Origin of the sequence: Ancylobacter sp. FA202 (assembly GCF_000380205.1) — a bacterium.
In the GTDB taxonomy this organism is placed as follows: Bacteria; Pseudomonadota; Alphaproteobacteria; order Rhizobiales; family Xanthobacteraceae; genus Ancylobacter.
This window is the reverse complement of sequence record NZ_KB904818.1, coordinates 1,189,941-1,210,611: the sequence shown is the minus strand read 5'-3', so window position 1 is coordinate 1,210,611 and position 20,671 is coordinate 1,189,941. Positions and strand designations below refer to the sequence as shown.

Below are 20,671 nucleotides of genomic sequence, written 5' to 3'. Positions count from 1 at the left end.
CGTTGATTGGCATCACGTTCAAGCGTGAAGAGCCGAAGCGATTCATGCGGACGGGGTCGCGCTTATAGCGCCCTCGAGGGCCGGTGCGCGACTCTCGGCTCATGATCGCGCAACCCTGCCACCTCTATGTCGAACGGCGGGACCCGGCCCGTAAGATGGCCCGCTATTATGTGCTGTCGATCGAACAGACGTTGTTCGGCGACGTCTGCCTCACACGCCGCGCTGGGGGCGCATCGGCGTGCACGGGCAGGCGCAGTGCACTCCTTCGAGCGCGAGGATGAAGCCGTCCGGCGGTTCCTCGACCTGCTTCGAGGCCAGCGAAAGCGCGGCTGTCGTCCAAAGGCTAGAGAAAACGCGCGTGGCAGTCTGCCAACATTTGAACTTCCGACATCACCGAAGGAGCCGCCTTCCACCTGTCCGGAAATCAACCTTGGCGGCCGCGCGAGGGGCCGCGACATGGGGGGCCGTCCATCGGCCCCCCATGTCGGATATCATTTCGGGCGGCCGCGATCCATGTTCCAGAAATTGAAGGCGCTCTCGCCATAGAGCGGCCTATCGAGGCCTTCCTCCTGGATGAGGTCCGAGACCCGCAGGATGCCCATCCCGTCGAGCAGCTTCAACAGGATGTAGGTGATCAGCGAGGCATAGGCGGCGACGAGCACGACCGCGAAGAACTGCACGAGCAGTTGGTGCCCACCGGCGGCCACTTCGTTGATGTGCGAACTCGCCAGCACGCCGATCAGCAACGCCCCGGTCATGCCGCCGACGCCATGGGCGCGCCAGACCTCCAGCGAATCGTCGATCTTCAACCAGCTCTGGACATATTTGGCGTGGTAGCAGACCGTCGCGCCGACGGCGCCGATGAGCAGGGCGGCGATAGGCTCGACATAGCCCGAGGCGGGGGTAATGGTCGCCAGGCCCGCCACCGCGCCAACCAGCACGCCGGAGAAGGTCGGGCGGCGGGTTTCCCGCCATTCCCAGAACATCCACACCAGCATGGCGATTGAGCCGGCCAGCATGGTGTTGGTGAAGGCATAGGCCGCCAGCGCATCGGCCGCATAGGCGCCGCCGGCATTGAAGCCGAACCAGCCGAACCACAGCAGGCCCGCGCCGAGCGCCACCAGCGGCAGGCTCGCCGGTTCGGATTCGCTCTCGCCGGGCGCCAGCTTGCGCTTGCCCAGGAAGGCCGCGGTGACCAGCGCGGAGAAGCCGGCCGCCGTGTGGATGACAATGCCGCCAGCGAAGTCGACCACGCCCAGCCGGGCGAGGAAGCCGCCGCCCCAGATCCAGTGCGCGGCGGGCAGGTAGACCAGGATGGTCCAGAAGGCGATGAACAGCAGATAGGCCCCGAAGCGGAACCGGCCGACGAAAGCGCCGGTCATCAGCGCCGGGGTGATGATGGCGAACATCATCTGATAAGCGAACACCATGATGAAGGGGATGGAAGGCCCCAACTCCGGGTTGGGCGAGACGCCGACATGGTACATGCCGAAATAGGGCACGATGTCGCCGATGACGCCGCCGATATCCGGGCCGAAGGCGAGGCTGAAGCCGCCAAACACCCAGATCAGCCCGATCACGCCCATGCAGACGAAGTTCTGGATCATGATCGACAGCATGTCGCGCTGCTTCACCAGGCCGCCATAGAACAGGGCCAGCGCCGGGGTCATCATGCACACAAGCGCGGTGCACAGGAGAATAAAGGCGGTATCGCCTGCATTTATGCCTTGCATGGCAGTTCCTCAATAAATGCCGCGAGAGTCGGCGGCGGGGCGACCGGTATTGGAGACGACGGGCGCGCCTTGCCCGGCCGGGAAGCGGACGGGGCAAAGCGGCCCCGCCCCGTCGTCGATCAATGTCAGGACATGGCGGAGGGGGCCGGCGCCTTGCCCGCGTCCTGCTTGTCGTGCCGCGCCACCATGTGGCCGGAGACCGGCCGGTGCGGATGTGGGGCCATGAGCTTCTTCGGGGCGATGAACAGGTACATCGTCAGCACGTAGGGCGCGGTGAAGGAGGGAATGCCTACCGGCGCGACGAGGACGTCTAGCCCGCCCTGCACGAACACGGTCATCACCGTCGCCAGCAGGGCGTAGACGACGATTTTCGGGGTCGGGGCCAGGAAGATCACGCCGACGGCGATGGCGGTCAGCACCGAGCTGAAGCCGTAGAGGCCCTGGCTCACCAGTGCCGGATCGGCGCCCATCGCCATCGACACCGCCATGGCGACCAGCGAGCCGGCGGCGGCGGCGATGCCCGCCGGCACTGAGGCGATGAAGATGCCGGCGAGGATGATCGCGCCGCTGATCCAGGCATCCAGCAAATAGACCTGCCCGATGTTGCGGAAGAAGATCTCCACCAGTTCCAACGGCGCGGGGAGCGCGGCCACGCCCTGCACATAGTCGGTCGGCATTTTCGGCGCATCGCCGGTAACATGAAGCCCGCCGAAGGAATAGGCGCCGGCGACCATCAGCCAGCCGGTGAGGACGAAGGGCCCGGTGGAGCCGGGGATGCCCCATTTGCTGGTCAGCGTGGCGCTGAAGGCGGCGGTGATCACCGTGCTCGCCGCCGCGCCGACGACGACATAGACCCAGAGCTGCGGCGAGGCGGCTATGAAGGTCGGTAGCGCCGCGCCCACCAGAACGCCGTTGAACCCGTAGAGGCCGGAGGCGACCGACGCGTCGTCGCATTCCATGAGCCGCGCGGTAAGCGTCGCCACCACGACGCCCACTGCCGCGCCGATGGTGGTAGCCCACACCCCCGACACGTAGGAGGCGTAGGCCATAGCGGCGAAGAACAGCACGCCGGTCAGCGCGTTCTCCATGAAGAACACCTGACTGGTGCCACGCAGCGACTGGACGGCGAAATTGGTTGTCACCTTGGACATTCACGGCCCCCCACGGGTCAGCGCCACAGGAACTCGTCCGGCAAGGTATGTCCGCGGGCTTCCTCGCGAACGATGCGCCAGAACCGGCGCACTTCCTTGCGGACGTCATAGGTTTCCACGCCCACCGCGCGCAGCATCAGGCCGGCCTCGTTGGGCAGCCGGCACACGCCGGCGATCGCGCGCGGCGCCTCGGCGGGGAAGCAGGTTTCGAACCGCTCCTTGATGCGGGCGGCGATCGGCGGCGGGGTCAGGCACATGATGTTGGCGAAGGCGTCATAGCCGCGCATTACGGCCGGTGCGTCGACCATCGGGTCGTTCTTCTCGATCAGGATCTTCTCGGCGAACAGCCGGCGCCCGTCCGGGCGGCGCACCGAGACGGCGACTGACAGCAGGTCGAGGCCGAAACGCTCCTCGGCGAGATGATGCTTTCGCCCCGCCAGCATCATCTCGCCATAGAGCGCCGTCGCGTCCTCGGCGATGACGATGTCGGTCTGGTTGATGAAGCGGGACTGGCGGTAGGGGATGGTGAAGTCGGGCAGGTATTCCAGATAGGAACCGGCCTCCAGCGTCACCGTCTGGTGCTGGGAGGCGTAGTTCGCATCCATCCGGTGGACGCGGTTGGCGCTCTGCGAAGTCACATGGGCGCAGGCGCCCTCGCCGACCCGGATGTCGATCGTGTAGCGGTCGCCCTGCAGGATGCCGCCGCCGACCGAGATGATCGAGCAGATCGGCAAATCCGGCATCGCCTCGTCCCAGTACAGCGCCTGCTGCACGAGGAGCGGGGCGACGCGGTAGAGGTCGTGCAGCACCGAGCGGCCGTTGCGCAGTGAGAAACCAAGACGCAGTTCCCCGACCTTCCCGGGCGCGGCGGCGCGCATCTGCGCCGGCTCGTCCTTGAAGTCGCGCAGTTCGCGCGCCGCATCGAGGCGGACGAGTTGCTCGGGGAGCGCCATGGCGTCAGGCATCCACCGACGCCGGCGACGTGACCTTCACGTCGAACAGCGCCATGTCGAGGATGAGACGCATCAGATCGTCGATGCCCTCGCCGGTCTTGCAGTTGGTGAAGACGAACGGCTTCTTGCCGCGCATCAGCTTGGAATCGCGGTCCATCACCTCGAGGCTCGCACCGACATAGGGGGCGAGATCCTTCTTGTTGATCACCAGAATGTCGGACTGGCAGACGCCCGCGCCGTTCTTGCGCGGGATCTTGTCACCGGCCGCCACGTCGATCACGTAGATGTAGAAGTCGGCCAGCGCTGGGCTGAAGGTCAGCGTCAGGTTATCGCCGCCGGACTCGATCAGGATCACGTCGCTGTCGGGATATTTCTCCTCCAGTTCCTCCACGGCGGCAATGTTCATCGAGGGGTCTTCGCGCACCGCGGTGTGCGGGCAGGCGCCGGTCTCGACGCCGACGATCTTCTCCTCGATCAGGATGCCGTTCAGCGTGCGGCGCACCTGCTTGGCGTCCTCGGTGGTCACCACGTCGTTGGTGATGATCAGCGGCTTGATTCCGAGATCGATCAGCCGGGGGGTGATGGTTTCGATGACCGCAGTCTTGCCGGAGCCGACCGGGCCGCCGATGCCGATGCGCGTGATCTTCTTCATGGGCCGCTTCCTTTGCCAATGCCGCGTTCAGTTCATGAACAGCCGGACATGGGTAGTAGTGTGGTGGGCGACGAGGACGTCGAAGACGGGGGCGAACGAGGCCATTTCGTCGAGCGAGAGGTCGCGCACCGACAGATAGTCGCCCTCGACCCGTCCCTGGGCCGTAAACAGGATGCGCTGGGTGTCGAGATGGTCGATCCGCATCAGCCGCAGCGCCGCACTCAGGATCATCGAGGCGATGCCGTACTGGTGCATGACGAAGGCCTCGACCTCGTCCACGCCCATGTGGGCGAGCGCGATCGCCTGGCCGACGGGCAAGCAGCCCGGCGTCGCGTTCGCCTTGATGTCGTCGAGCCAGCGCCCGAGCGTGGGCGAGGGCATGATCTTGAGCACCAACTCGGCGAATTTCTTGCCGACGCGCGTCAGCATCAACTGCTGCTCCTCCCCCACGCGGCGGCAGAACAGCTCATCGTCGGCGCGCAGCAGGGTGGCGTAATCGCCTGCGCGCGCGGCGCGATGGGCGTGCAGCAGCGCGATGCCGTCCATCCGCGCGGTCTGGCGCAGGATGAGGTGGACATAGCTCAGCAGGCTCTCAGGATCGGAGACCACGCCGGTCTGCAGCGCGGATTCCAGCCCGTTGGAGAACGCGAACGACCCGATCGGCAGCGTGGAGTCCGAGAACTGCAGCAGGCGCGCCAGATGCACCATGCCGGTGGAGCCGCCGCCCCGATCTTTCTCCCCTTCCGCCATCACTTCACCGGCGCATGGGGGTGAGGATGTGCGTGCGGGTGTGCGTGGTCATGGTCATGTACGTGGTCATCGTCATGCGAATGCCCGTGCTCGTGCTCGTGCTCGTGCTCGTGGGCATGCCCTCCGTGATGATGGTGCGGCGTCGCGTCGGCTCCGGCGAAGAGCAAGCGCACCTCGCGGGCATCCAGCTTGGCGGCGATTTCCTCGCCGGGCGCGAAACGGGTCTTCACATGCTCGAAGGCATGGGTGCGCATCACCGACGCCATCACCTTCTGGTCGACCGAGAGCGGCACATAGACGGTGGAGCCCTTGATCACGGCCGGCCAGTGCTGGTTACCGAGGCCATGGCCCAGCTCGAAACAGGTGCGCAGGATCTCGGTCGGCGACAGCGTCTCAATGGCGTCCAGCTCGATGACCAGCACATCCTTGAGTGCGATGCGGGCGGCGACCACGATGTTCGCCGCGGCGTCATAGTGCAGCACGTCGCCGTCATGCAGGTGCGCGGAGCGCGGCAGCGAGATAGCGAGCTCGATTCCGCCCGCGCTGGCCTTGCGCAGCCGGCTCTTGGGCGCCTCCCACTGCTCCAGCTCCAGCAGGTCGAGCGTGCCAAGCCGGACCCGCTCCTGCCAGACCGGGTCGCGCAGATTACCGAGCGTGCTCTCAACGAGAATCATGTGTGCCTCCGAAACGACCCGTGCCTCAGGCGCGACGTATCCGCGTCGCGACGTTGAGGCCGAGCCAGGTAACGCTGTAGCCGATGACGAGACTGGCGATGCGATAGGCCACCGACAGGCCGAGGCCGCCAGGGGTCATCTCCGAATAAGATCCGTTGATGAAGGTGGAGAAGGTCGAACATGCTGCCGCACAGGCCGGTCAAGACGAACAAGGTCGCGTTATGCCGGGAGGCGACCAACCTCCCGGTTGTTGGATAGTCCGCTCAGCTGAAGAAATAGAGTTGGCTGAGAGGAACGCGTTTTGCCGGCTCGATAGTGGCGTGCGTGCCGTCGACCGTCACGGCGAAGGTCTCGGGATTCACCTCGATCGCCGGCATGGCTGTGTTGCGCACCATCGAGCTCTTGGTGATGGTCCGCGTGCCATACACCGGGACGACCTTTGACGTCAGCTGGTAGCGGTCCACGATGCCGTCCTCGACGCCGGCATGCGAGGTGAACGTCACGCGGGTCTTGGCCAGCGCCGAGCCCATCGCGCCAAACATCGGCCGATAGATCACCGGCTGGGGCGTCGGCAGCGAGGCGTTGGGGTCGCCCATCAGCGCCCAGGAGATCATGCCGCCCTTGATGACCATCTTCGGCTTGGCGCCGAAGAACGCGGTCTCCCAGAGCACGAGGTCCGCCATCTTGCCGATCTCGATCGAGCCGATCACATGGGCGACACCCTGTGCGATGGCGGGGTTGATCGTGACCTTGGCGACGAAGCGCAGCACACGCTCATTGTCGTTGCCCGAGGTGTCGCCGGCATAGGCACCCTTGCGCTGCTTCATCAGGTCAGCGGTCTGAATGGTACGCGTCCAGTTCTCGCCGACACGGCCCATGGCCTGGCTGTCGCTCGACAGGATCGAGATCGCGCCGAGGTCGTGCAGCACGTTTTCGGCCGCGATGGTCTCCGCGCGCACGCGGCTCTCGGCAAAGGCGACGTCGGTTGGGATCTTCGGGCTGAGGTTGTGACAGATCATCGTCATGTCGAACAGCTCGGCCTGGGAGTTGATCCCGTAGGGCAGCGTCGGGTTGGTCGAGCTGGGAATGACGTTCGAGAGCCCGGCCACCCGGATGATGTCCGGCGCGTGGCCACCGCCGGCGCCTTCCGTATGGTAGGTATGGATGGTGCGCCCCTCGAAGGCGGCGATGGTGTTCTCGACGAAGCCGGCTTCGTTCAGCGTATCGGTGTGGATGCAGACCTGAACGTCGTAATTGTCCGCGACGGTGAGCGCATTGCGGATCGCCGCCGGCGTGCTCCCCCAGTCCTCGTGGATCTTGAGACCCATGGCGCCGGCACGGATCTGCTCCTCGAGCGGCAGCGGCGCCGAGCCGTTGCCCTTACCGAGCACGCCCGCATTCACCGGCCACGAGTCGAATGAGCGGAGCATCATCTCGATGTTCCAGGTGCCCGGCGTGATGGTGGTGCCGTTGGTGCCGTCGGAGGGGCCGATGCCGCCGCCGAACAGCGTGGTCACGCCATTGGACAGCGCCGCCTGTGCCTGCTGCGGCGAGATGAAGTGGACATGGGCGTCGATGCCGCCGGCCGTAAGGATCAGATGCTCGCCCGAGATCGCGTCGGTGCCCGGCCCGAGCGCGAGCCCCGGCGTGACGCCTGACATGGTCGAGGGGTTGCCGGCCTTACCGATGGCGCAGATCAGCCCGTTCTTGATGCCGACATCCGCCTTCACCACGCCCTGGATGGCGTCGACGATGGTGACGTTGGTGATCACCAGGTCGGGTGCGCCAGCAGCACTGGTGAGTTCGTTATCGTAGCCCATGCCGTCGCGCAGGGTCTTGCCGCCGCCATAGACGGCTTCCTCACCATAGACCCGGAGATCGTTCTCGATCTCGATATAAAGATCGGTGTCACCAAGACGGATCTTGTCACCGGTCGTGGGGCCGTAGAGGTCCGAATATTGTTGCCTCGAGATCTTCGCCATCTCAGAGCTCCATTGGCTGAATGTTGCGGCCTGTCACGACTTGCTCTTGAATCCATAGCGCTTGGCGCGCTCCAGGGCGTCCGTCAGGCGGGGGCGGTAATCGTCGTAGTTCTCGTCGCCGACCCAGCCGTTGACCAGGCCGTTGAAGCCGAGCACGCGCTGCTTGCCCTGGTAGGGAACGAGCACGACTTCCTTCTCGTCGCCGGGCTCGAAGCGCAGCGCCGTGGTGGCGGGAATATTCAGCCGCTTGCCGAAGGCCTGCTCGCGGTTGAACTCCAGCGAGGCGTTCACCTCGAAGAAATGGAAATGCGACCCCACCTGGATCGGCCGGTCGCCGGTGTTGCGGACCTTCAGCATCGTGGTCGGATAGCCGGCGTTGATCTCGATGTCGCCGTTGCCGAGGACGAGGCCGCCAACCGGGGTCTTCTTCGGTTCTTTGCTCATGATGTCACCCGCTCGTCCCGGCTACTTGATGGGATCATGGACAGTGACGAGGCGGCTGCCATCCGTAAACACGGCCTCCACCTGCACATACGGGATCATGTCCGCGACACCTTCCATGACGTCGTCGCGGGTGATCGCCTTGCTGGCGAGCTCCATCACCTCCTCGACGGTCTTGCCGGCACGCGCCCCGTCGAGCGCGGCGACGGAGATGAGCGACACCGTTTCCGGATGGTTGAGCTTCAGTCCTTGATCCTTCCGCTTCTGCGCAACCTGGGCGAGCGTATAGATCAGCAGCTTATCGATTTCTCGCGGGGTAAAGTGCATAAGCAACCTCCTCCTCATCCCGCCGGCCGGTGGCCGACCGTCCTGCGCGCATCCGCATCATTACGGAACTCCAATCGTGATAACAGAGGTTTTTCGGCCTGTCGTCCCGCAAGTCGGCTATTTTTTACCGTCCGCCGTGTAGAGCCACCGACTCTCGGGCGCTTGCACATTATCGACGACAACCGTCACGGCATTCGCCTGAATGTACACTTTTGACAAACGCATATACCAAATTGGATACGTCGCAAAACGTTGGCACACGGACTTACCATCTCGCGACTTTCTGTTCTGATTATAATATATACAATCAAAGTTTTCTAATTATTGGATTGCCGCCGCGATCGCCATATCGTGCCGGCGGGGGGCGCTGCGCGCGTCTAAATAGCTGCCATGACTATTCGCGTCGGTGTGAGAGACTGCCCGTAGTTGTTCCGCCTGCGGTGTCTGCTGTCAGGGCCCCTGGCGCCGGCAAGCGCGGGCTGGCCGGCGTCAGGGCCTGTGCCTCACGACGCGGTCAAGGGCCTGCGTCGTGAGGCACAGGCCCTGAAGGAAGCCGCGGCGGATATGAAAGGGGAAAGGTCTGTCCAGCTCAATCGACACAGATCGGAGACGGATGTTCCGGCCGAGCCTTGGGCATCGATGAGCGATCCGTGCCGACAGTTGCTGGGGCGAGCCTTACCGCAGGATCAGCCGTCTCAACCGAGAAACAAGCTCCGCCTGCCGGCTTACGCCGAGTTTGGAAAATATGCGCTTGAGGACAAACCGGGCCGTCCCCTCGGAAATATCGAGGGTCTCTGCTGCCTCCCGGACACTTCGTCCGCTCCCGAGCAGCGAGGCCAGACGCGCTTCGGCCGTCGTCAATCCGAAGACCTTGCGGATGACCGTGGGATCGATGATCTGGTCGTTCTCCAGATCTTTCGCCAGCATCAGAACGTGCTTATCGGGCCTCACCAGCCCCAGAGCGTCTGCCGACGGTCCAACAAGCGGCGCGGTCCACACGACAAGGCGTTTCTTCCCATCCGGATCGGAGACGGTGGTGGGGTGAGGCAGGCGGCCGTCGAGGCGGCCATCGGTCTGCGCACGTTGAACGGTCGAAACGAAATCGTCGACGTCGGCCCGCATGGTCGGGCGGAGACCTTCTTCGCTATCAACAAAGTACCGCCCCACCAATGGCTCGGCCGATCGGTTGACGCGGAGAGGGCGCATTTTCCCGTCGAGGATGACAGCCGGTTGGTCCATCGTGTCGAACGCTTGAGCGACCGTATCACCCGCCGCCTTCGCCTTCAGATAGGCCGATGTGATCCTCAGCGACTGTTCAAGGTGCCGCGCGAGCAGCAGCAGTGCCTCGCGATCATCGTCCCCGAATGGGCCCACGGAGGCCGCCCGACAGACCACGAGGCTGGTCGGGTTTCCCAATTCGGAGTGGATGATCGAGGCCATCACATGGGAGATACCGTACCGGGAAAGGAAGTCCCCATAGAACGTATTCAGGGACACTTCCGAAAAATCGAGAATATCCTGTTCCGTATAGACGTCGCCGGCATGAAAGCCAGCTGGCAACCTGCCTTCGAGCCAGGGATTGCGTCGAGACCACCCCTCACGCAGATAAGAATTGACGGCCTCCGCGAGGCCGGCGGAATGGGAGGGAAAGGCCCAGCTATCCTTCGACTTCGCGAAGATGACCGCGCCGACCGACATGGACAGCGTCGCAACCGACTCAAGGGCCGACGACCAGCACTCTGAATTCAAGGCTGCCGCGTAAAGGCTGTAGATTGCTCCATCGACGCCCATCGCAGCCGGCATGCCGGCAGGGGGGGACAAATTCAGATCAGTCATGATTCCTTCCTACGACTGTTGTCAGGCGTCCGTCCAAAAGAGCACGTCTGGCTGGGGCTAACGGACCCTTATATCCTGGGCACGCCCGGAGAGGACGGCTCCCGCGAGCCCAGAGGGCCAGCCAATGGGTAACACCCGCAGCCCCCGGGTTCGTCCCCTGGCGGCCGATCGGCGCGGCGCGTCCGCCTGTCAGGGCATCATTCGGATGTGCTGATCGTAGAGGATCCAGATGGTTCCGGAGACCATGATGATCAGGATGAGGACGGTGAAGAGGATCAGCAGCAGGTCGTCGCGGTGCGAGCGTTCGAGGTCGATGTGCAGGAAGTAGCGCAGATGCACCACCGCCTGGATCAGGGCGAGCAGGCCCAGCGCGGCGAGCGCGGCGGCGCCGCTGAGTAGGTTCAGCCCCACCACCGCGAAGGCGCCGGTGGTCAGAACCAGCGCCAGCACCAGGCCGATCACATAGGAGCGGCGCTCGCGGCCCTCTTCCGCATGGTCGACGGTGGGCGTGTCGGCGGCAATGCGGCGGCTCATGACGCGACCCCGTAGAGATAGACGAAGGTGAAGATGCCGATCCAGACCACGTCGAGCATGTGCCAGAACAGCGCGAGGCGCATCAGCCGCAGCTTCACCGGCGTGCTGAAGCCAAAGACCGCGACCTGCACCGCCATGATGACCATCCACACCAGCCCGGACGAGACGTGCAGCGCGTGGGTGCCGGTCAGCAGGTAATAGGCGGAGAGGAAGCCGCTGGCCTGCGGCGGCGCCGCATGCTCCGTGATCATCACGTAATAGTCGTGCAGCTCCATGCCGACGAAGGCCGCGCCGAGCACGCCGGTGATGAGCAGCCACACCAGCACGCCGCGCCGGTTTTCGCGGTACTTCATCTCCAGCATGGCGAGGCCGAAGGCGAAGCTGGAGAACAGCAGCAGCAGCGTTTCCACGAAGGCGGCGGTGAGGTCGAAGACCTCGGCGGGCCGGGGGCCTTCGGCGATGCCCTGCACGCTCATCGCCGCATAGGTCGCGAACAGCACTGCGAACAGCACCAGATCGCTCATCAGGAAGATCCAGAAGCCGAACAGCGTCTCTTCGGCCGCCTCATGGCCTTCGGGATCGGTGCCGGCGAGGTTCAGTCCGGGATGAAGGCGTTCGGAAAGGCTCATCACAGCGCCTCCACGGCGGTGCCGGAGGCGAGGGTCCCGGCGCGGCCCTCCAGCGCTTCGGGGTGCGCCCGGCCCTTGTTGTCGGAGGTCATTTCCCGGTCGCGGGTCACGCCCGGCGTGGCGCGCGCCGCGGCGAGGAAGGCCTCGTTCAAAGCCTTCACCGTCGCGGCGGGAATGGTCTCCTCCGTGTCAGTGGCGAAGGAGCGGGCGATGACGACGGCCCAGATCAGCACGAAGGAGACAATCGCCAGCCACCAGATGTGCCAGACCAGGCCGAACGCCCAGGCGCAGGCGAACAGGCCGATCAGCGGCGCCGTCGCGGTGTTGCGCGGCACCTCGATATCCTCATAGGCCGCCGGCGAGCGATAGGCGATGCCGGCCTTCTTGGCCTCGTAGAACGGGTCCTGCGAGGACACCTGCGGCAGAACGGCGAAGTTCCAGCTAGGGGGCGGCGAGGGGATCGACCATTCCAGCGCCCGCCCGTCCCAGGGATCGCCCAGCGGGGCGGCGAGCTGCGCGCGCTGGCGCACCGAGACCACGATCTGCGTCACCATCAGCGCGAAGCCGGCCAGGATGAGCCCGGCGCCGAGCATGGCGAGGGCGAGCCAGGGCACGTAGTCGGGGTTCGACCACATATAGGTGCGCCGCGTCGCGCCCATCATGCCGAGCCAGTAGAGCGGGAAGAACGCCAGCAGGAATCCCGGCGCGAAGCACCAGAACGAGGCCCGGCCCAGCCCCTCATGCAGCCGGAAGCCGAACACCTTCGGGAACCAGAACTGCACCGCCGCGAACATGCCGAACAGCACGCCGGGAATGATCATGTTGTGGAAATGCGCCACCAGGAACAGCGTGTTGTGGACCTGGAAATCGACGCCGGGATTGGCCAGCAGCACGCCGGTCATGCCGCCGAGGATGAAGGTGAGCAGGAAGTTGATGTGGTACAGCATCGGCGTGGAGAAGCGGATGCGCCCGCCCACCATGGTCAGCAGCCAGTCATAGACCTTCACGCCGGTGGGCACGCCGATGATCATCGTGGCGATGCCGAAGATCGCGTTCACATTGGCGCTCTGGCCCATGGTGAAGAAGTGGTGCAGCCACACCGCGAAGGACAGCACGGCGATGCACATGGTGGCGTAGACCAGCGAGGTGTAGCCATAGATGCGCTTGGCTGAGAAGGTGGCCACCACCTCCGACCAGACGCCGAAGGCCGGCAGGATCAGGATGTAGACCTCCGGATGGCCGAACAGCCAGAACAGATTGGCGTAGTTCATCATGTTGCCGCCGTCGCCATTGGTGAAGAAATGGAAGCCGGCATAGCGGTCGAGGGCGAGCATGATGGTGGCGGCGGTCAGCGGCGCCATGGCGAAGATCATCAGGATCGACGTGCACAGCGTCGTCCAGGTGAACAGCGGCATGCGGAACAGCGACATGCCGGGGCAGCGCTTCTTGTAGATCGTCACCGCGAAGTTGAGGCCCGTCAGCGTCGAGCCGATCGAGCCGAGCGACACCGCCCAGATCCAGTAGTCGACCCCCTCGCCCGGGCTGAACTCGATGCCGGTGAAGGGCGGATAGGCCGACCAGCCGCCGGTGGAGAACTGGCCCACCACCAGCGACACCATGATGAGGATCGCCCCCGCCATGGTCAGCATCAGCGAGATGGCGTTGAGCAGCGGGAAGGAGACGTCGCGGGCGCCGATCTGCAGCGGCATGACATAGTTCATCAGCCCGGTGATGAACGGCATCGCCACGAAGAAGATCATGATCGTGCCGTGGGTGCTGAACAGCTGGCCGAAATGATCGGCCGACAGGAAGCCGGCGCCCTCGGTGGCGGCGAGCTGCTGGGCGCGCATCAGCGCCGCCTCGATCACCGCGCGGGCGAACATGACAAGCGCGATCGCGATGTACATGATGCCGACCTTCTTGTGGTCGACGCTGGTCAGCCAGTCGCGCCACAGCGGCACCCACCAGCCCTTGACCGTCAGCAGGATGACGGTGGCGAGCGCGCCCAGCACCGCGATCGACCCGGCGCCCGAGGCGATGGCCTCGCTGAGCGAGGGGTTCTCGATCATCCCGGCGAAGACGAAGGAGGTCCACTTGATCTGGCCGAATATGAGCTCCCAGTTCATTGCGCGGCCTCCGGCGTATGGTCATGGCCCTGGTGGGGCGCGGGCGGAGCGGGCATCGCCGCAGGGCCGGGCATCGCCGCATGGCCGGGCATCGCCGCATGGCCGTGATGCTGGAACATGCCGGGCGCGAAGCCCGCCATCACCTGGTCGAACAGGCCCGGGGTGAACTGGCTGTAGAGCACCGGCGCGTTCACCACCGAGGACGGGAGAAGTTTGGCGTAGCCGGCGGCATCGAGCGCGGTTCCCTGCGCCTTCGTCGCCGCGACCCAGCCCTCGAAGGCGTCAGGGGCTCATCACCCGTGTGGTGAAGGACTGGGTGGCGAAGCCGAGGCCGTTATACTGGGTGTTGCGGCCGGTGAAATCGCCGGTCCTGTCGGCAACCAGGTTCAGCTGCGTCTGCATGCCGGCCATCGCGTAGATCTGCCCGGCGAGCTGCGGAATGATGAAGGACTGCATCACCGTGCCGCTGGTCAGCTTCAGCGTGACCGGCCGGCCCTCGGGCAGAGCGAGCAGGTCGAGCGTCGCCACGCCCTGCTCGGGGTAGAGGAACAGGAATTTCCAGTCGAGCGCCACCACCTCGACCACCAGCGGGTCGGGGCCGAGCGCGCGGTAGGGGTCGCCCGTGATCGTCTGCCGCCACAGCGCCGTGCCAAGGGCGACGACCAGCGCGACCGGAACGCCCCAGATCAGCAGCTCGAGGCCCCAGTTGAACTCCCAGTCCGGCCGGTACGCGCCCGCGCCGCCGCGCCGGTAACGCCACAGCACGATCGGCAGCGCCACGAACATCGGCACGATGACGATCAGCATCAGCCCGCTGATAACGCCGAAATGCGACAGCTGCCCGGCCGCGACAGGCCCCGCAGGCTCAAGGAAGCTGCCGGCATAAGCCGTTATCGGCAAAGCGATCCCCGGAATGGCTACGGCGAGCCATCCGGCTCTTCCCCTCAGCGTCACGCTGCCCCCTTTGCGACTGTTGCGCGCCATTTCGCGTGCGGTCTCTCACCTGGAGGTATCCGTCCAACCCCAGTTGCAGGAAAGCACGAATGGAGACGGATATCATCGTACGGCGCGTCGGAGATTGCGGAAAATTCATGGCGGGGGGAAGACAGCCGCACGGCGACTCCGGTGCCAGGAGGTGCCGAGGAACGGGATCAAGACCCCGCGTCTCATGAAAGCGTCGGCGTCAGCACGTTTGCGGGTGGGGCGGGAATGGAACGGCCGGCGCCGCGTCTTCACTCCCGGAGCGAGAGCGAAGACGCGGGTGATTCGGCCGAATCCCGTTCAGTCAGAGATGCCTCAGCTGAAAGGGGCTCAGTTCTTGCGGATATAGAAGCCGTGCTGACTCCCGGGCACCAGCTCCGAGGACAGGCCGAGCACGCTTTCCGCGCCGCCGAGCACGAGGTAGCCGTCGCGTGCCATGAGATTGGCGATGCGCCCGAGCACGTCGGTCTTCGTCGCTGCATCGAAATAGATCAGCACATTTCGGCAGAACACGATGTCGAACTGGCCGAGATGGGCGAAGGACTGCAGCAGGTTCAGTCGCGAGAAGCGAACCATGGCGCGGATATCGGCGTTGATCCGCCACATCTGCCCCTCCTGGTTGAAGCACTTCAGGAGGTAGTGCACCGGCAGGCCCCGCTGCACCTCGAACTGGGTATAGACGCCCTCCTGCGCCCGCTCGATCACTTCGGCGGACAGGTCGGTGGCGACGATCTCGACCCGCCGGCCGCCGAGCAGTCGCTCGTTGTCGCGCAGCAGCATGGCGATGGAGTAGGGCTCCTGTCCGGTCGAGGCGGCCGCGCACCAGATGCGCAGCGGCTGGCCGGGCGGGCGGCGGGAGATCAGCTCCGGCAGGATCAGCGCGGCGAGCTGATCGAAGGGGCGCTTGTCGCGGAAGAACAGCGATTCATTGGTCGTCATCGCCTCGATCACCGCCTCGGCCAGCGGGGAGGAGCCCCGCTCGCGCAGGGTGGCGACAAGCTGCGTGATGCTGGCGACGGACGCCTTCTTCATGACGGGATCGAGCCGCGTCTCCAGCAGGTAGCGCTTGTCGTCACCGAGGGCGAGCCCCGACTTGTCCTTGAGAAAGCGCTGCAGAAACTCGAAATCGGAGGGGCCAATCATTCGCGGCCTCCCACAAGCATTCGGCTGACCCGTGGGCCGATCTCCGCCATCGGCAGAATGCCGGCGCAGGCGCCGATCGCCACGGTGGCGCCGGGCATCCCCCAGACGACGCTGGTCTCCTCGTCCTGGGCGATCACGCTGCCGCCGAGTTCGGCGATCTTCAGCGCCCCGCGTGCGCCGTCGCTGCCCATGCCCGTGAGCACCACGGCGAGGGCGGCGGCGCCATAGATGCCCGCGACCGCCTCGAACATCGGGTCGACCGCCGGCTTGCAGAAGTTCACCGGCGGGCTGTCGAGCAGCCGGATCTTGCTGGTGCCGCTGGAACGGACGATATCCATATGCAGGCCGCCGGGGGCCACATAGATCTGGCCCGGCACGAGGTCCTCGCCGTCGCGCCCCTCCGCGCACCGCCGGCCCGAGGCGCGGGCGATGTGCTCGGCGAGAATGGCGGTGAAGGTCGGCGGCATGTGCTGGACGATCAGCACCGGCACATTGCCGATGGCCGGGCCAATGTCGGTGAACAGCCGTGTCAGGGCCTGCGGGCCGCCGGTCGAGCTGCCGACGGCCAGAAGGGTGGGCGGCATCATCGAATAGGCGCGCAGCTTGCCGCCGGGGCGGGGCGCGCCCGCCACCGTGGCCGGCGTGGGTGCCTGCACGGGCTGCGGCGACGGTGCTCCGCCGCCACTTGCCGCGGGCACCCCCACCGGCGGCCGGGGCAGTGAGCGACGCCGCACGCGCTGGCCAAGGCTGCGCGTCTTCGCCAGCAGGTCGGCGCGGAACTCCTCTGCCGCCACCGGGCCGCGTGCGGCGTCCGGCTTGGGGAGATAGTCGGCCGCTCCGAGCGTCAGCGCCCTTAGGCTGATTTCCGCGCCGCGCCGGGTCAGGGCGGAGGCCACCAGCACCGCCGTTCCGGCCTTGCGCTCAAGGATGAGCGGCAGGGCGGTGAGGCCATCCATATCGGGCATTTCGAGATCGAGGATCACGACGTCGGGCTGCGCGCGCTGGACGTCGTCGGCCGCGCGCCGGCCATTGGGATGGACGGCGACGACGCTGAACTCGCCGGTTTCGCCCAGCCAGTTGCTGAGGATTCCGCGCATGAACACGGAATCGTCGACGATCATCACCTTGATGGGAGGGCCAGCCGGCTGCGGCGTACCGCCCGAAGAGCCCGTGGGGCGTGCGAGGCTCATAGCGGCTCTTCCTCCAGCAGGCCGACCTCGACGAGCTTCTCTCGCAGGATGTCGGCGTCGAACGGCTTCATGATGTATTCGTCAGCGCCGGCCGACAGGGCGCTGGCGATATGGGCGGCATCGTTGTGGGTGCTGCAGAACACCACGCGCGGCGCGGCGCCGCCGGCTTCGCAGCGCAGAAGTTCCAGGAACTCGAAGCCCGTGACTTCAGGCATGTTCCAGTCGAGCAGGATTCCGTCCGGCATGTGCTGCCGGCACCGATCCAGCGCCACGGCGCCGTTCTCGGCCTCCTCCACCTTGAAGGACCAGGTCTCCAGCATGCGGCGCGCCGCTTTGCGCACCACGGACGAATCGTCAACGACAAGAAAGGTCTTCATAGGCTTGGTTCCCGGATGAGCTGTCTCATGCCGCGCTCCGCGCGCCACCGACGTTGGCGAGAACGCGTTCGACGTCGAGCACCACGAGCAGTTCGCCCTCCAAGCGATGGACGCCTTCCGAGAACTGCGTCCACTCTTCGTCGAGATTTGGCGGATTGCTGTCATAGGTGCTGGGATCGAGGAGCAGAACGTCTCCGATCCCGTCGATCAGCAGGGCGAAGGCCTCGCCCGTGCGCTCGATGCCGACCGCCATGCGGGCGAGGGTTCCATCATGCAGGCCCAGCAGGCGGCGCATATCGATCATGGTGACGATCCGACCGCGTAGGTTCAGCACCCCATCGATCTCGCGTGAGGCGAGCGGCACGGGCGTGATCCGGTCGGGGACGAACACTTCATTGACCGCCGAGATCGGCAATCCGAAGAGCTGTCCGCCGATGCGGATAGTGACGTATTGATGGGCGTCGCTCGGCCCTTCCAGGTTGACAGCCGCCGTGCTCATGCCGCCTTCTCCTTGTCTTCGTGGGCCGTAAACTCGCGCAGCGCGGCCAGCAGGCCGTTACGGTCGAATTTCGCTACATAGTCGGTGAAACCGGCCAGGTGGCCGCGTTCGATGGTGTCCGGGTTGCGCCCGGCGGCCATGGCGATGATCGGCAGGTCGTGCATGTGCAGTTCGCTGCGCACGCGCTCGGCGAAGCCGATGCCGTCGATACCGCGCATGTCGACCTCGCTGACGACCGCGTCGAAGCGGGCTTCACCGGAGAGCTTCATCAGCGCATCGCTGGCGGAGGTGCAGGTTGTCACCGAGTAGCCGTTGCCCTTCAGGACCGGCTCCAGCATCGCGCGATGGAAGGCATTGTCGTCCACGAGCAGCAGCCGGCCGCTCCGCTCGCGCGGGTGCCCGACGGGAATGTCGAAACTGTCGCCGAAGGCCCGCTGCATGAAGTGCGCGACGTCGAGCACCTCGGTTGCCGTGCCGTTGATGATCGCTCCGCCCATGATGTCCGGGGCGCCCGAGGACAGCTTGAGCTCGAACTCGGTCTCGACAATGTCGACGATCTGGTCGACGAAGAGGCCCATTGTCCGCTCCCCTTCCGAGAAGATGAGCAGGGGTTGCTTGCCCGATGTCTTCCGCTCCACTTCGTCATTGGCGTAGAGGATCGGGATAAGAGTGCCGCGATACTGCGCCACGGAGCGGTCCGACAATAGCTCCACTTCTCCGGCGTCGAGTTCCTCGAGGCGGGTGACGAGTGCGAGCGGCACCGCCTTGATGCCCTCGGCGCCGGCCCGGCAGAGCAGGAGCGACATCTTGTTGGAATCGGCCTCCGTGCCGGCGTGCGCCTCGTTCTTGCTGGCCTCGTCGGTCTTGTCCGACCGGGCGGCGGCGTACTGGGACAGGCCGTTGGGATCGATAATCATGATGACGCGCCCGTCGCCGAGGATGGTGCTGCCGGAGATCAGGGAGATGCCCCGCAGCACCGAGGCGAGCGGCTTCACCACGATTTCCTCGGTGTGCAGAACGCTGTCGACCACGACGCCGAAGCGCTGGTTGCCGACCTGCATCACCACGATCAGTTCGCCGTCGGGATGTTCGCCCCAATGGCAGGACAGACCCATCACCGAGCCGAGATCGATGATCGGCAGCAGCCGGTCGCGCAGGCGCAGCACATGGGCATGCTTGATGAAGCTCAGCGAATGCTCGCTGTCGCCGCGCACCCGCACCAGTTCGACGACGGACGTCTGCGGCAGGGCGAAGCGCTCGCCAGTGGTTTCCACGATGAGCGCGGGAACGATGGCGAGGGTGAGCGGGATCTTGATGGTGAAGGTCGTGCCTTCACCCCGCTTCGAGCGCACGTCAACCGTGCCGCCGATCGACTCGATGTTGCAGCGCACGACATCCATGCCGACACCACGGCCGGATACGCTGGTGACCTGCTGGGCGGTGGAGAAGCCGGCGTGGAAGATGTAGCGGTAGAGCTGTGCGTCGGTCATGCGCGCGGCATCGGCTTCCGAGCACAGGCCGTTTTCGATCGTCTTGGCGCGGATGCGAGCGACATCGAGCCCTTTCCCGTCATCGGAAATCTCGATGATGACATGGCCGCCCTCATGATAGGCGGACAGGCGGATGGTGCCCTTTTCCGGCTTGCCGGCCAGTCGGCGCATTCCGGGTGTTTCCAGCCCATGGTCGGCCGAATTGCGCACCATGTGGGTGAGCGGGTCCTTGATCTGGTCGAGCAGTTGGCGGTCGAGTTCGGTCTCGGCGCCGTGCTGTTCCAGCTCAATTTGCTTGCCGAGTTCCTGCGCGAGATCGCGCACGATGCGGGGCAGCTTCTGCCACGCATTGCCGATCGGCTGCATGCGGGTCCGCATCACGGCTTCCTGCAGCTCACCGGTGACGGTGGAAAGTCGCTGCAGCGGGCTCTTATAGTCGCTGTCTTCGTTGCGGCGGCTGATCTCCATGAGCTGGTTGCGGGTGAGCACCAGTTCGGAAACCATCGTCATCAGATGTTCGAGCACCGAGACGCTGACGCGGATGGTCTGTGCCGCGGCGGCTGCCGGGTCGGGCGCGGTCGCCGGTGCGTGCTCGGCCTCGGGCGCGGCGGCCGCCAGCTGCGGCACGAGCGCGGGGGCGGCCAGCGTCGGCACCTTGGGCCGTGCCTCCACCGCCGTCTCGCGGAACATGCGCTCCAGTTCGTCAAGCGGCACTTCGCCCGGCAGCAGCTCGCGCTCAAGCGAGACCACAATGGCGGGCTCGGCTTTCGCCGCGGGGGCGGGCGCCGGTGTCGGCGCGGCCTCCGCGTTGGCGGCTTCCGCTTCCAGCGCCGAGATCAGGTCTTCATCCGCGCCGGGCGGCTCGACGCCATCGCTGCGCTCGATTTCGGCCAGGATGAGCTTGATCCGGTCGATGGTCCGCAGGATCAGATCCACCGCGCCGGACTTCACCGGGCGGCCGTTGCGGAACTCGTCCATCAGCGTTTCGGCGGCGTGGGCGAGCCGCGCGAGCCGAGCCAGGCCGATAAAGCCGCAGGTGCCCTTGATGGTGTGCACGAGGCGGAAGATGTTGTTGAGGATGTCCCGATTGTTCGGGTCGGTTTCGAGCTTAAGCAGCTCGCCGTCGGCGACATCGAGGCTTTCGCCGGTTTCCGTCAGGAATTCGCGGAGCAGGTCGTCCATGACACTCACTGGATTGGGGTG

General features: G+C 65.5%; 20 protein-coding genes and 1 pseudogene. 1 reads left to right on the top strand and 20 read right to left on the bottom strand.

What is annotated here, in order from left to right:
* Window positions 1-101: 101 nt before the first annotated feature.
* Window positions 102-345: pseudogene (locus A3M1_RS26855) on the top strand (WGR domain-containing protein); the annotation flags it as partial.
* Between the two features lie 146 nt (window positions 346-491).
* Here the strand turns inward: A3M1_RS26855 and A3M1_RS0105495 are convergent.
* From A3M1_RS0105495 to A3M1_RS0105400, 20 genes are all read right to left on the bottom strand, one after another.
* Complete coding sequence (locus tag A3M1_RS0105495) at window positions 492-1,733, bottom strand: ammonium transporter (protein ID WP_018387959.1); 1,242 nt, start codon at window positions 1,731-1,733, stop codon at window positions 492-494.
* Between the two features lie 125 nt (window positions 1,734-1,858).
* A complete protein-coding gene (yut, locus tag A3M1_RS0105490; RefSeq protein WP_018387958.1) occupies window positions 1,859-2,884 on the bottom strand; it encodes an urea transporter in 1,026 nt (341 codons plus the stop codon).
* Between the two features lie 17 nt (window positions 2,885-2,901).
* Complete coding sequence (locus A3M1_RS0105485; protein WP_018387957.1) at window positions 2,902-3,837, bottom strand: urease accessory protein UreD; 936 nt, start codon at window positions 3,835-3,837, stop codon at window positions 2,902-2,904.
* Between the two features lie 4 nt (window positions 3,838-3,841).
* A complete protein-coding gene (gene ureG, locus A3M1_RS0105480) occupies window positions 3,842-4,489 on the bottom strand; it encodes an urease accessory protein UreG (protein WP_018387956.1) in 648 nt (215 codons plus the stop codon).
* Window positions 4,490-4,516: 27 nt separating this feature from the next.
* Window positions 4,517-5,239, bottom strand: a complete 723-nt coding sequence (locus tag A3M1_RS0105475; RefSeq protein WP_018387955.1) for an urease accessory protein UreF — start codon at window positions 5,237-5,239, stop codon at window positions 4,517-4,519.
* Complete coding sequence (gene ureE / locus A3M1_RS0105470) at window positions 5,239-5,913, bottom strand: urease accessory protein UreE (RefSeq protein WP_018387954.1); 675 nt, start codon at window positions 5,911-5,913, stop codon at window positions 5,239-5,241. The genes A3M1_RS0105475 and ureE overlap by 1 nt, the downstream gene beginning before the upstream one ends.
* A 263-nt stretch (window positions 5,914-6,176) precedes the next feature.
* Complete coding sequence (locus A3M1_RS0105460; protein ID WP_018387952.1) at window positions 6,177-7,895, bottom strand: urease subunit alpha; 1,719 nt, start codon at window positions 7,893-7,895, stop codon at window positions 6,177-6,179.
* Window positions 7,896-7,928: 33 nt separating this feature from the next.
* Entirely contained in the window at window positions 7,929-8,339 is a 411-nt protein-coding gene (locus A3M1_RS0105455) for an urease subunit beta (RefSeq protein ID WP_018387951.1), read from the bottom strand.
* Between the two features lie 21 nt (window positions 8,340-8,360).
* A complete protein-coding gene (locus A3M1_RS0105450) occupies window positions 8,361-8,663 on the bottom strand; it encodes an urease subunit gamma (RefSeq protein ID WP_018387950.1) in 303 nt (100 codons plus the stop codon).
* A 675-nt stretch (window positions 8,664-9,338) separates the two neighbouring features.
* Window positions 9,339-10,499, bottom strand: coding sequence for a helix-turn-helix transcriptional regulator (locus A3M1_RS0105445; protein ID WP_018387949.1), 1,161 nt, complete (start codon window positions 10,497-10,499; stop codon window positions 9,339-9,341).
* Window positions 10,500-10,688: 189 nt separating this feature from the next.
* Complete coding sequence (cyoD, locus tag A3M1_RS0105440) at window positions 10,689-11,033, bottom strand: cytochrome o ubiquinol oxidase subunit IV (protein ID WP_018387948.1); 345 nt, start codon at window positions 11,031-11,033, stop codon at window positions 10,689-10,691.
* Window positions 11,030-11,662 (bottom strand): cytochrome c oxidase subunit 3, encoded by a 633-nt coding sequence (locus A3M1_RS0105435; protein WP_018387947.1) that lies wholly within the window; start codon window positions 11,660-11,662, stop codon window positions 11,030-11,032. Before A3M1_RS0105435 ends, cyoD begins: the two co-directional genes overlap by 4 nt.
* Window positions 11,662-13,788, bottom strand: coding sequence for a cbb3-type cytochrome c oxidase subunit I (locus A3M1_RS24945; RefSeq protein ID WP_018387946.1), 2,127 nt, complete (start codon window positions 13,786-13,788; stop codon window positions 11,662-11,664). The genes A3M1_RS0105435 and A3M1_RS24945 overlap by 1 nt, the downstream gene beginning before the upstream one ends.
* Window positions 13,785-13,982, bottom strand: a complete 198-nt coding sequence (locus A3M1_RS26850) for a hypothetical protein (RefSeq protein WP_245261580.1) — start codon at window positions 13,980-13,982, stop codon at window positions 13,785-13,787. Before A3M1_RS26850 ends, A3M1_RS24945 begins: the two co-directional genes overlap by 4 nt.
* An 88-nt stretch (window positions 13,983-14,070) precedes the next feature.
* Window positions 14,071-14,688, bottom strand: coding sequence for a cytochrome c oxidase subunit II (locus A3M1_RS26845; protein ID WP_018387944.1), 618 nt, complete (start codon window positions 14,686-14,688; stop codon window positions 14,071-14,073).
* A 411-nt stretch (window positions 14,689-15,099) separates the two neighbouring features.
* Window positions 15,100-15,912, bottom strand: a complete 813-nt coding sequence (locus tag A3M1_RS0105420; RefSeq protein WP_018387943.1) for a protein-glutamate O-methyltransferase CheR — start codon at window positions 15,910-15,912, stop codon at window positions 15,100-15,102.
* Window positions 15,909-17,102 carry a chemotaxis response regulator protein-glutamate methylesterase gene (locus A3M1_RS0105415; protein WP_018387942.1) on the bottom strand — a complete coding sequence of 398 codons (1,194 nt, stop codon included), beginning with the start codon at window positions 17,100-17,102 and terminating at the stop codon, window positions 15,909-15,911. The genes A3M1_RS0105420 and A3M1_RS0105415 overlap by 4 nt, the downstream gene beginning before the upstream one ends.
* Window positions 17,099-17,479, bottom strand: a complete 381-nt coding sequence (locus A3M1_RS0105410) for a response regulator (RefSeq protein ID WP_018387941.1) — start codon at window positions 17,477-17,479, stop codon at window positions 17,099-17,101. The genes A3M1_RS0105415 and A3M1_RS0105410 overlap by 4 nt, the downstream gene beginning before the upstream one ends.
* Before the next feature lie 25 nt (window positions 17,480-17,504).
* Entirely contained in the window at window positions 17,505-17,978 is a 474-nt protein-coding gene (locus A3M1_RS0105405) for a chemotaxis protein CheW (RefSeq protein ID WP_018387940.1), read from the bottom strand.
* The gene (locus tag A3M1_RS0105400) at window positions 17,975-20,650 is read right to left on the bottom strand and encodes a chemotaxis protein CheW (RefSeq protein WP_018387939.1); all 2,676 of its coding nucleotides are present in this window, start codon (window positions 20,648-20,650) and stop codon (window positions 17,975-17,977) included. The genes A3M1_RS0105405 and A3M1_RS0105400 overlap by 4 nt, the downstream gene beginning before the upstream one ends.
* Between the last annotated feature and the right edge of the window lie 21 nt (window positions 20,651-20,671).

Excerpts from the sequence above, each read along its gene's own strand:
- A3M1_RS0105435 (WP_018387947.1), bottom strand. The coding sequence starts at position 11,662 with ATGAGCCTTTCCGAACGCCTTCATCCCGGACTGAACCTCGCCGGCACC.
- A3M1_RS0105485 (WP_018387957.1), bottom strand. The coding sequence starts at position 3,837 with ATGGCGCTCCCCGAGCAACTCGTCCGCCTCGATGCGGCGCGCGAACTG.
- A3M1_RS0105475 (WP_018387955.1), bottom strand. The coding sequence starts at position 5,239 with ATGGCGGAAGGGGAGAAAGATCGGGGCGGCGGCTCCACCGGCATGGTG.
- cyoD (WP_018387948.1), bottom strand. The coding sequence starts at position 11,033 with ATGAGCCGCCGCATTGCCGCCGACACGCCCACCGTCGACCATGCGGAA.
- ureG (WP_018387956.1), bottom strand. The coding sequence starts at position 4,489 with ATGAAGAAGATCACGCGCATCGGCATCGGCGGCCCGGTCGGCTCCGGC.
- yut (WP_018387958.1), bottom strand. The coding sequence starts at position 2,884 with ATGTCCAAGGTGACAACCAATTTCGCCGTCCAGTCGCTGCGTGGCACC.
- A3M1_RS0105405 (WP_018387940.1), bottom strand. The coding sequence starts at position 17,978 with ATGAGCACGGCGGCTGTCAACCTGGAAGGGCCGAGCGACGCCCATCAA.
- A3M1_RS0105455 (WP_018387951.1), bottom strand. The coding sequence starts at position 8,339 with ATGAGCAAAGAACCGAAGAAGACCCCGGTTGGCGGCCTCGTCCTCGGC.
- A3M1_RS0105460 (WP_018387952.1), bottom strand. The coding sequence starts at position 7,895 with ATGGCGAAGATCTCGAGGCAACAATATTCGGACCTCTACGGCCCCACG.
- A3M1_RS24945 (WP_018387946.1), bottom strand. The coding sequence starts at position 13,788 with ATGAACTGGGAGCTCATATTCGGCCAGATCAAGTGGACCTCCTTCGTC.
- A3M1_RS0105450 (WP_018387950.1), bottom strand. The coding sequence starts at position 8,663 with ATGCACTTTACCCCGCGAGAAATCGATAAGCTGCTGATCTATACGCTC.
- A3M1_RS0105400 (WP_018387939.1), bottom strand. The coding sequence starts at position 20,650 with ATGGACGACCTGCTCCGCGAATTCCTGACGGAAACCGGCGAAAGCCTC.
- A3M1_RS0105415 (WP_018387942.1), bottom strand. The coding sequence starts at position 17,102 with ATGAGCCTCGCACGCCCCACGGGCTCTTCGGGCGGTACGCCGCAGCCG.
- ureE (WP_018387954.1), bottom strand. The coding sequence starts at position 5,913 with ATGATTCTCGTTGAGAGCACGCTCGGTAATCTGCGCGACCCGGTCTGG.
- A3M1_RS0105410 (WP_018387941.1), bottom strand. The coding sequence starts at position 17,479 with ATGAAGACCTTTCTTGTCGTTGACGATTCGTCCGTGGTGCGCAAAGCG.
- A3M1_RS0105445 (WP_018387949.1), bottom strand. The coding sequence starts at position 10,499 with ATGACTGATCTGAATTTGTCCCCCCCTGCCGGCATGCCGGCTGCGATG.
- A3M1_RS0105420 (WP_018387943.1), bottom strand. The coding sequence starts at position 15,912 with ATGATTGGCCCCTCCGATTTCGAGTTTCTGCAGCGCTTTCTCAAGGAC.
- A3M1_RS0105495 (WP_018387959.1), bottom strand. The coding sequence starts at position 1,733 with ATGCAAGGCATAAATGCAGGCGATACCGCCTTTATTCTCCTGTGCACC.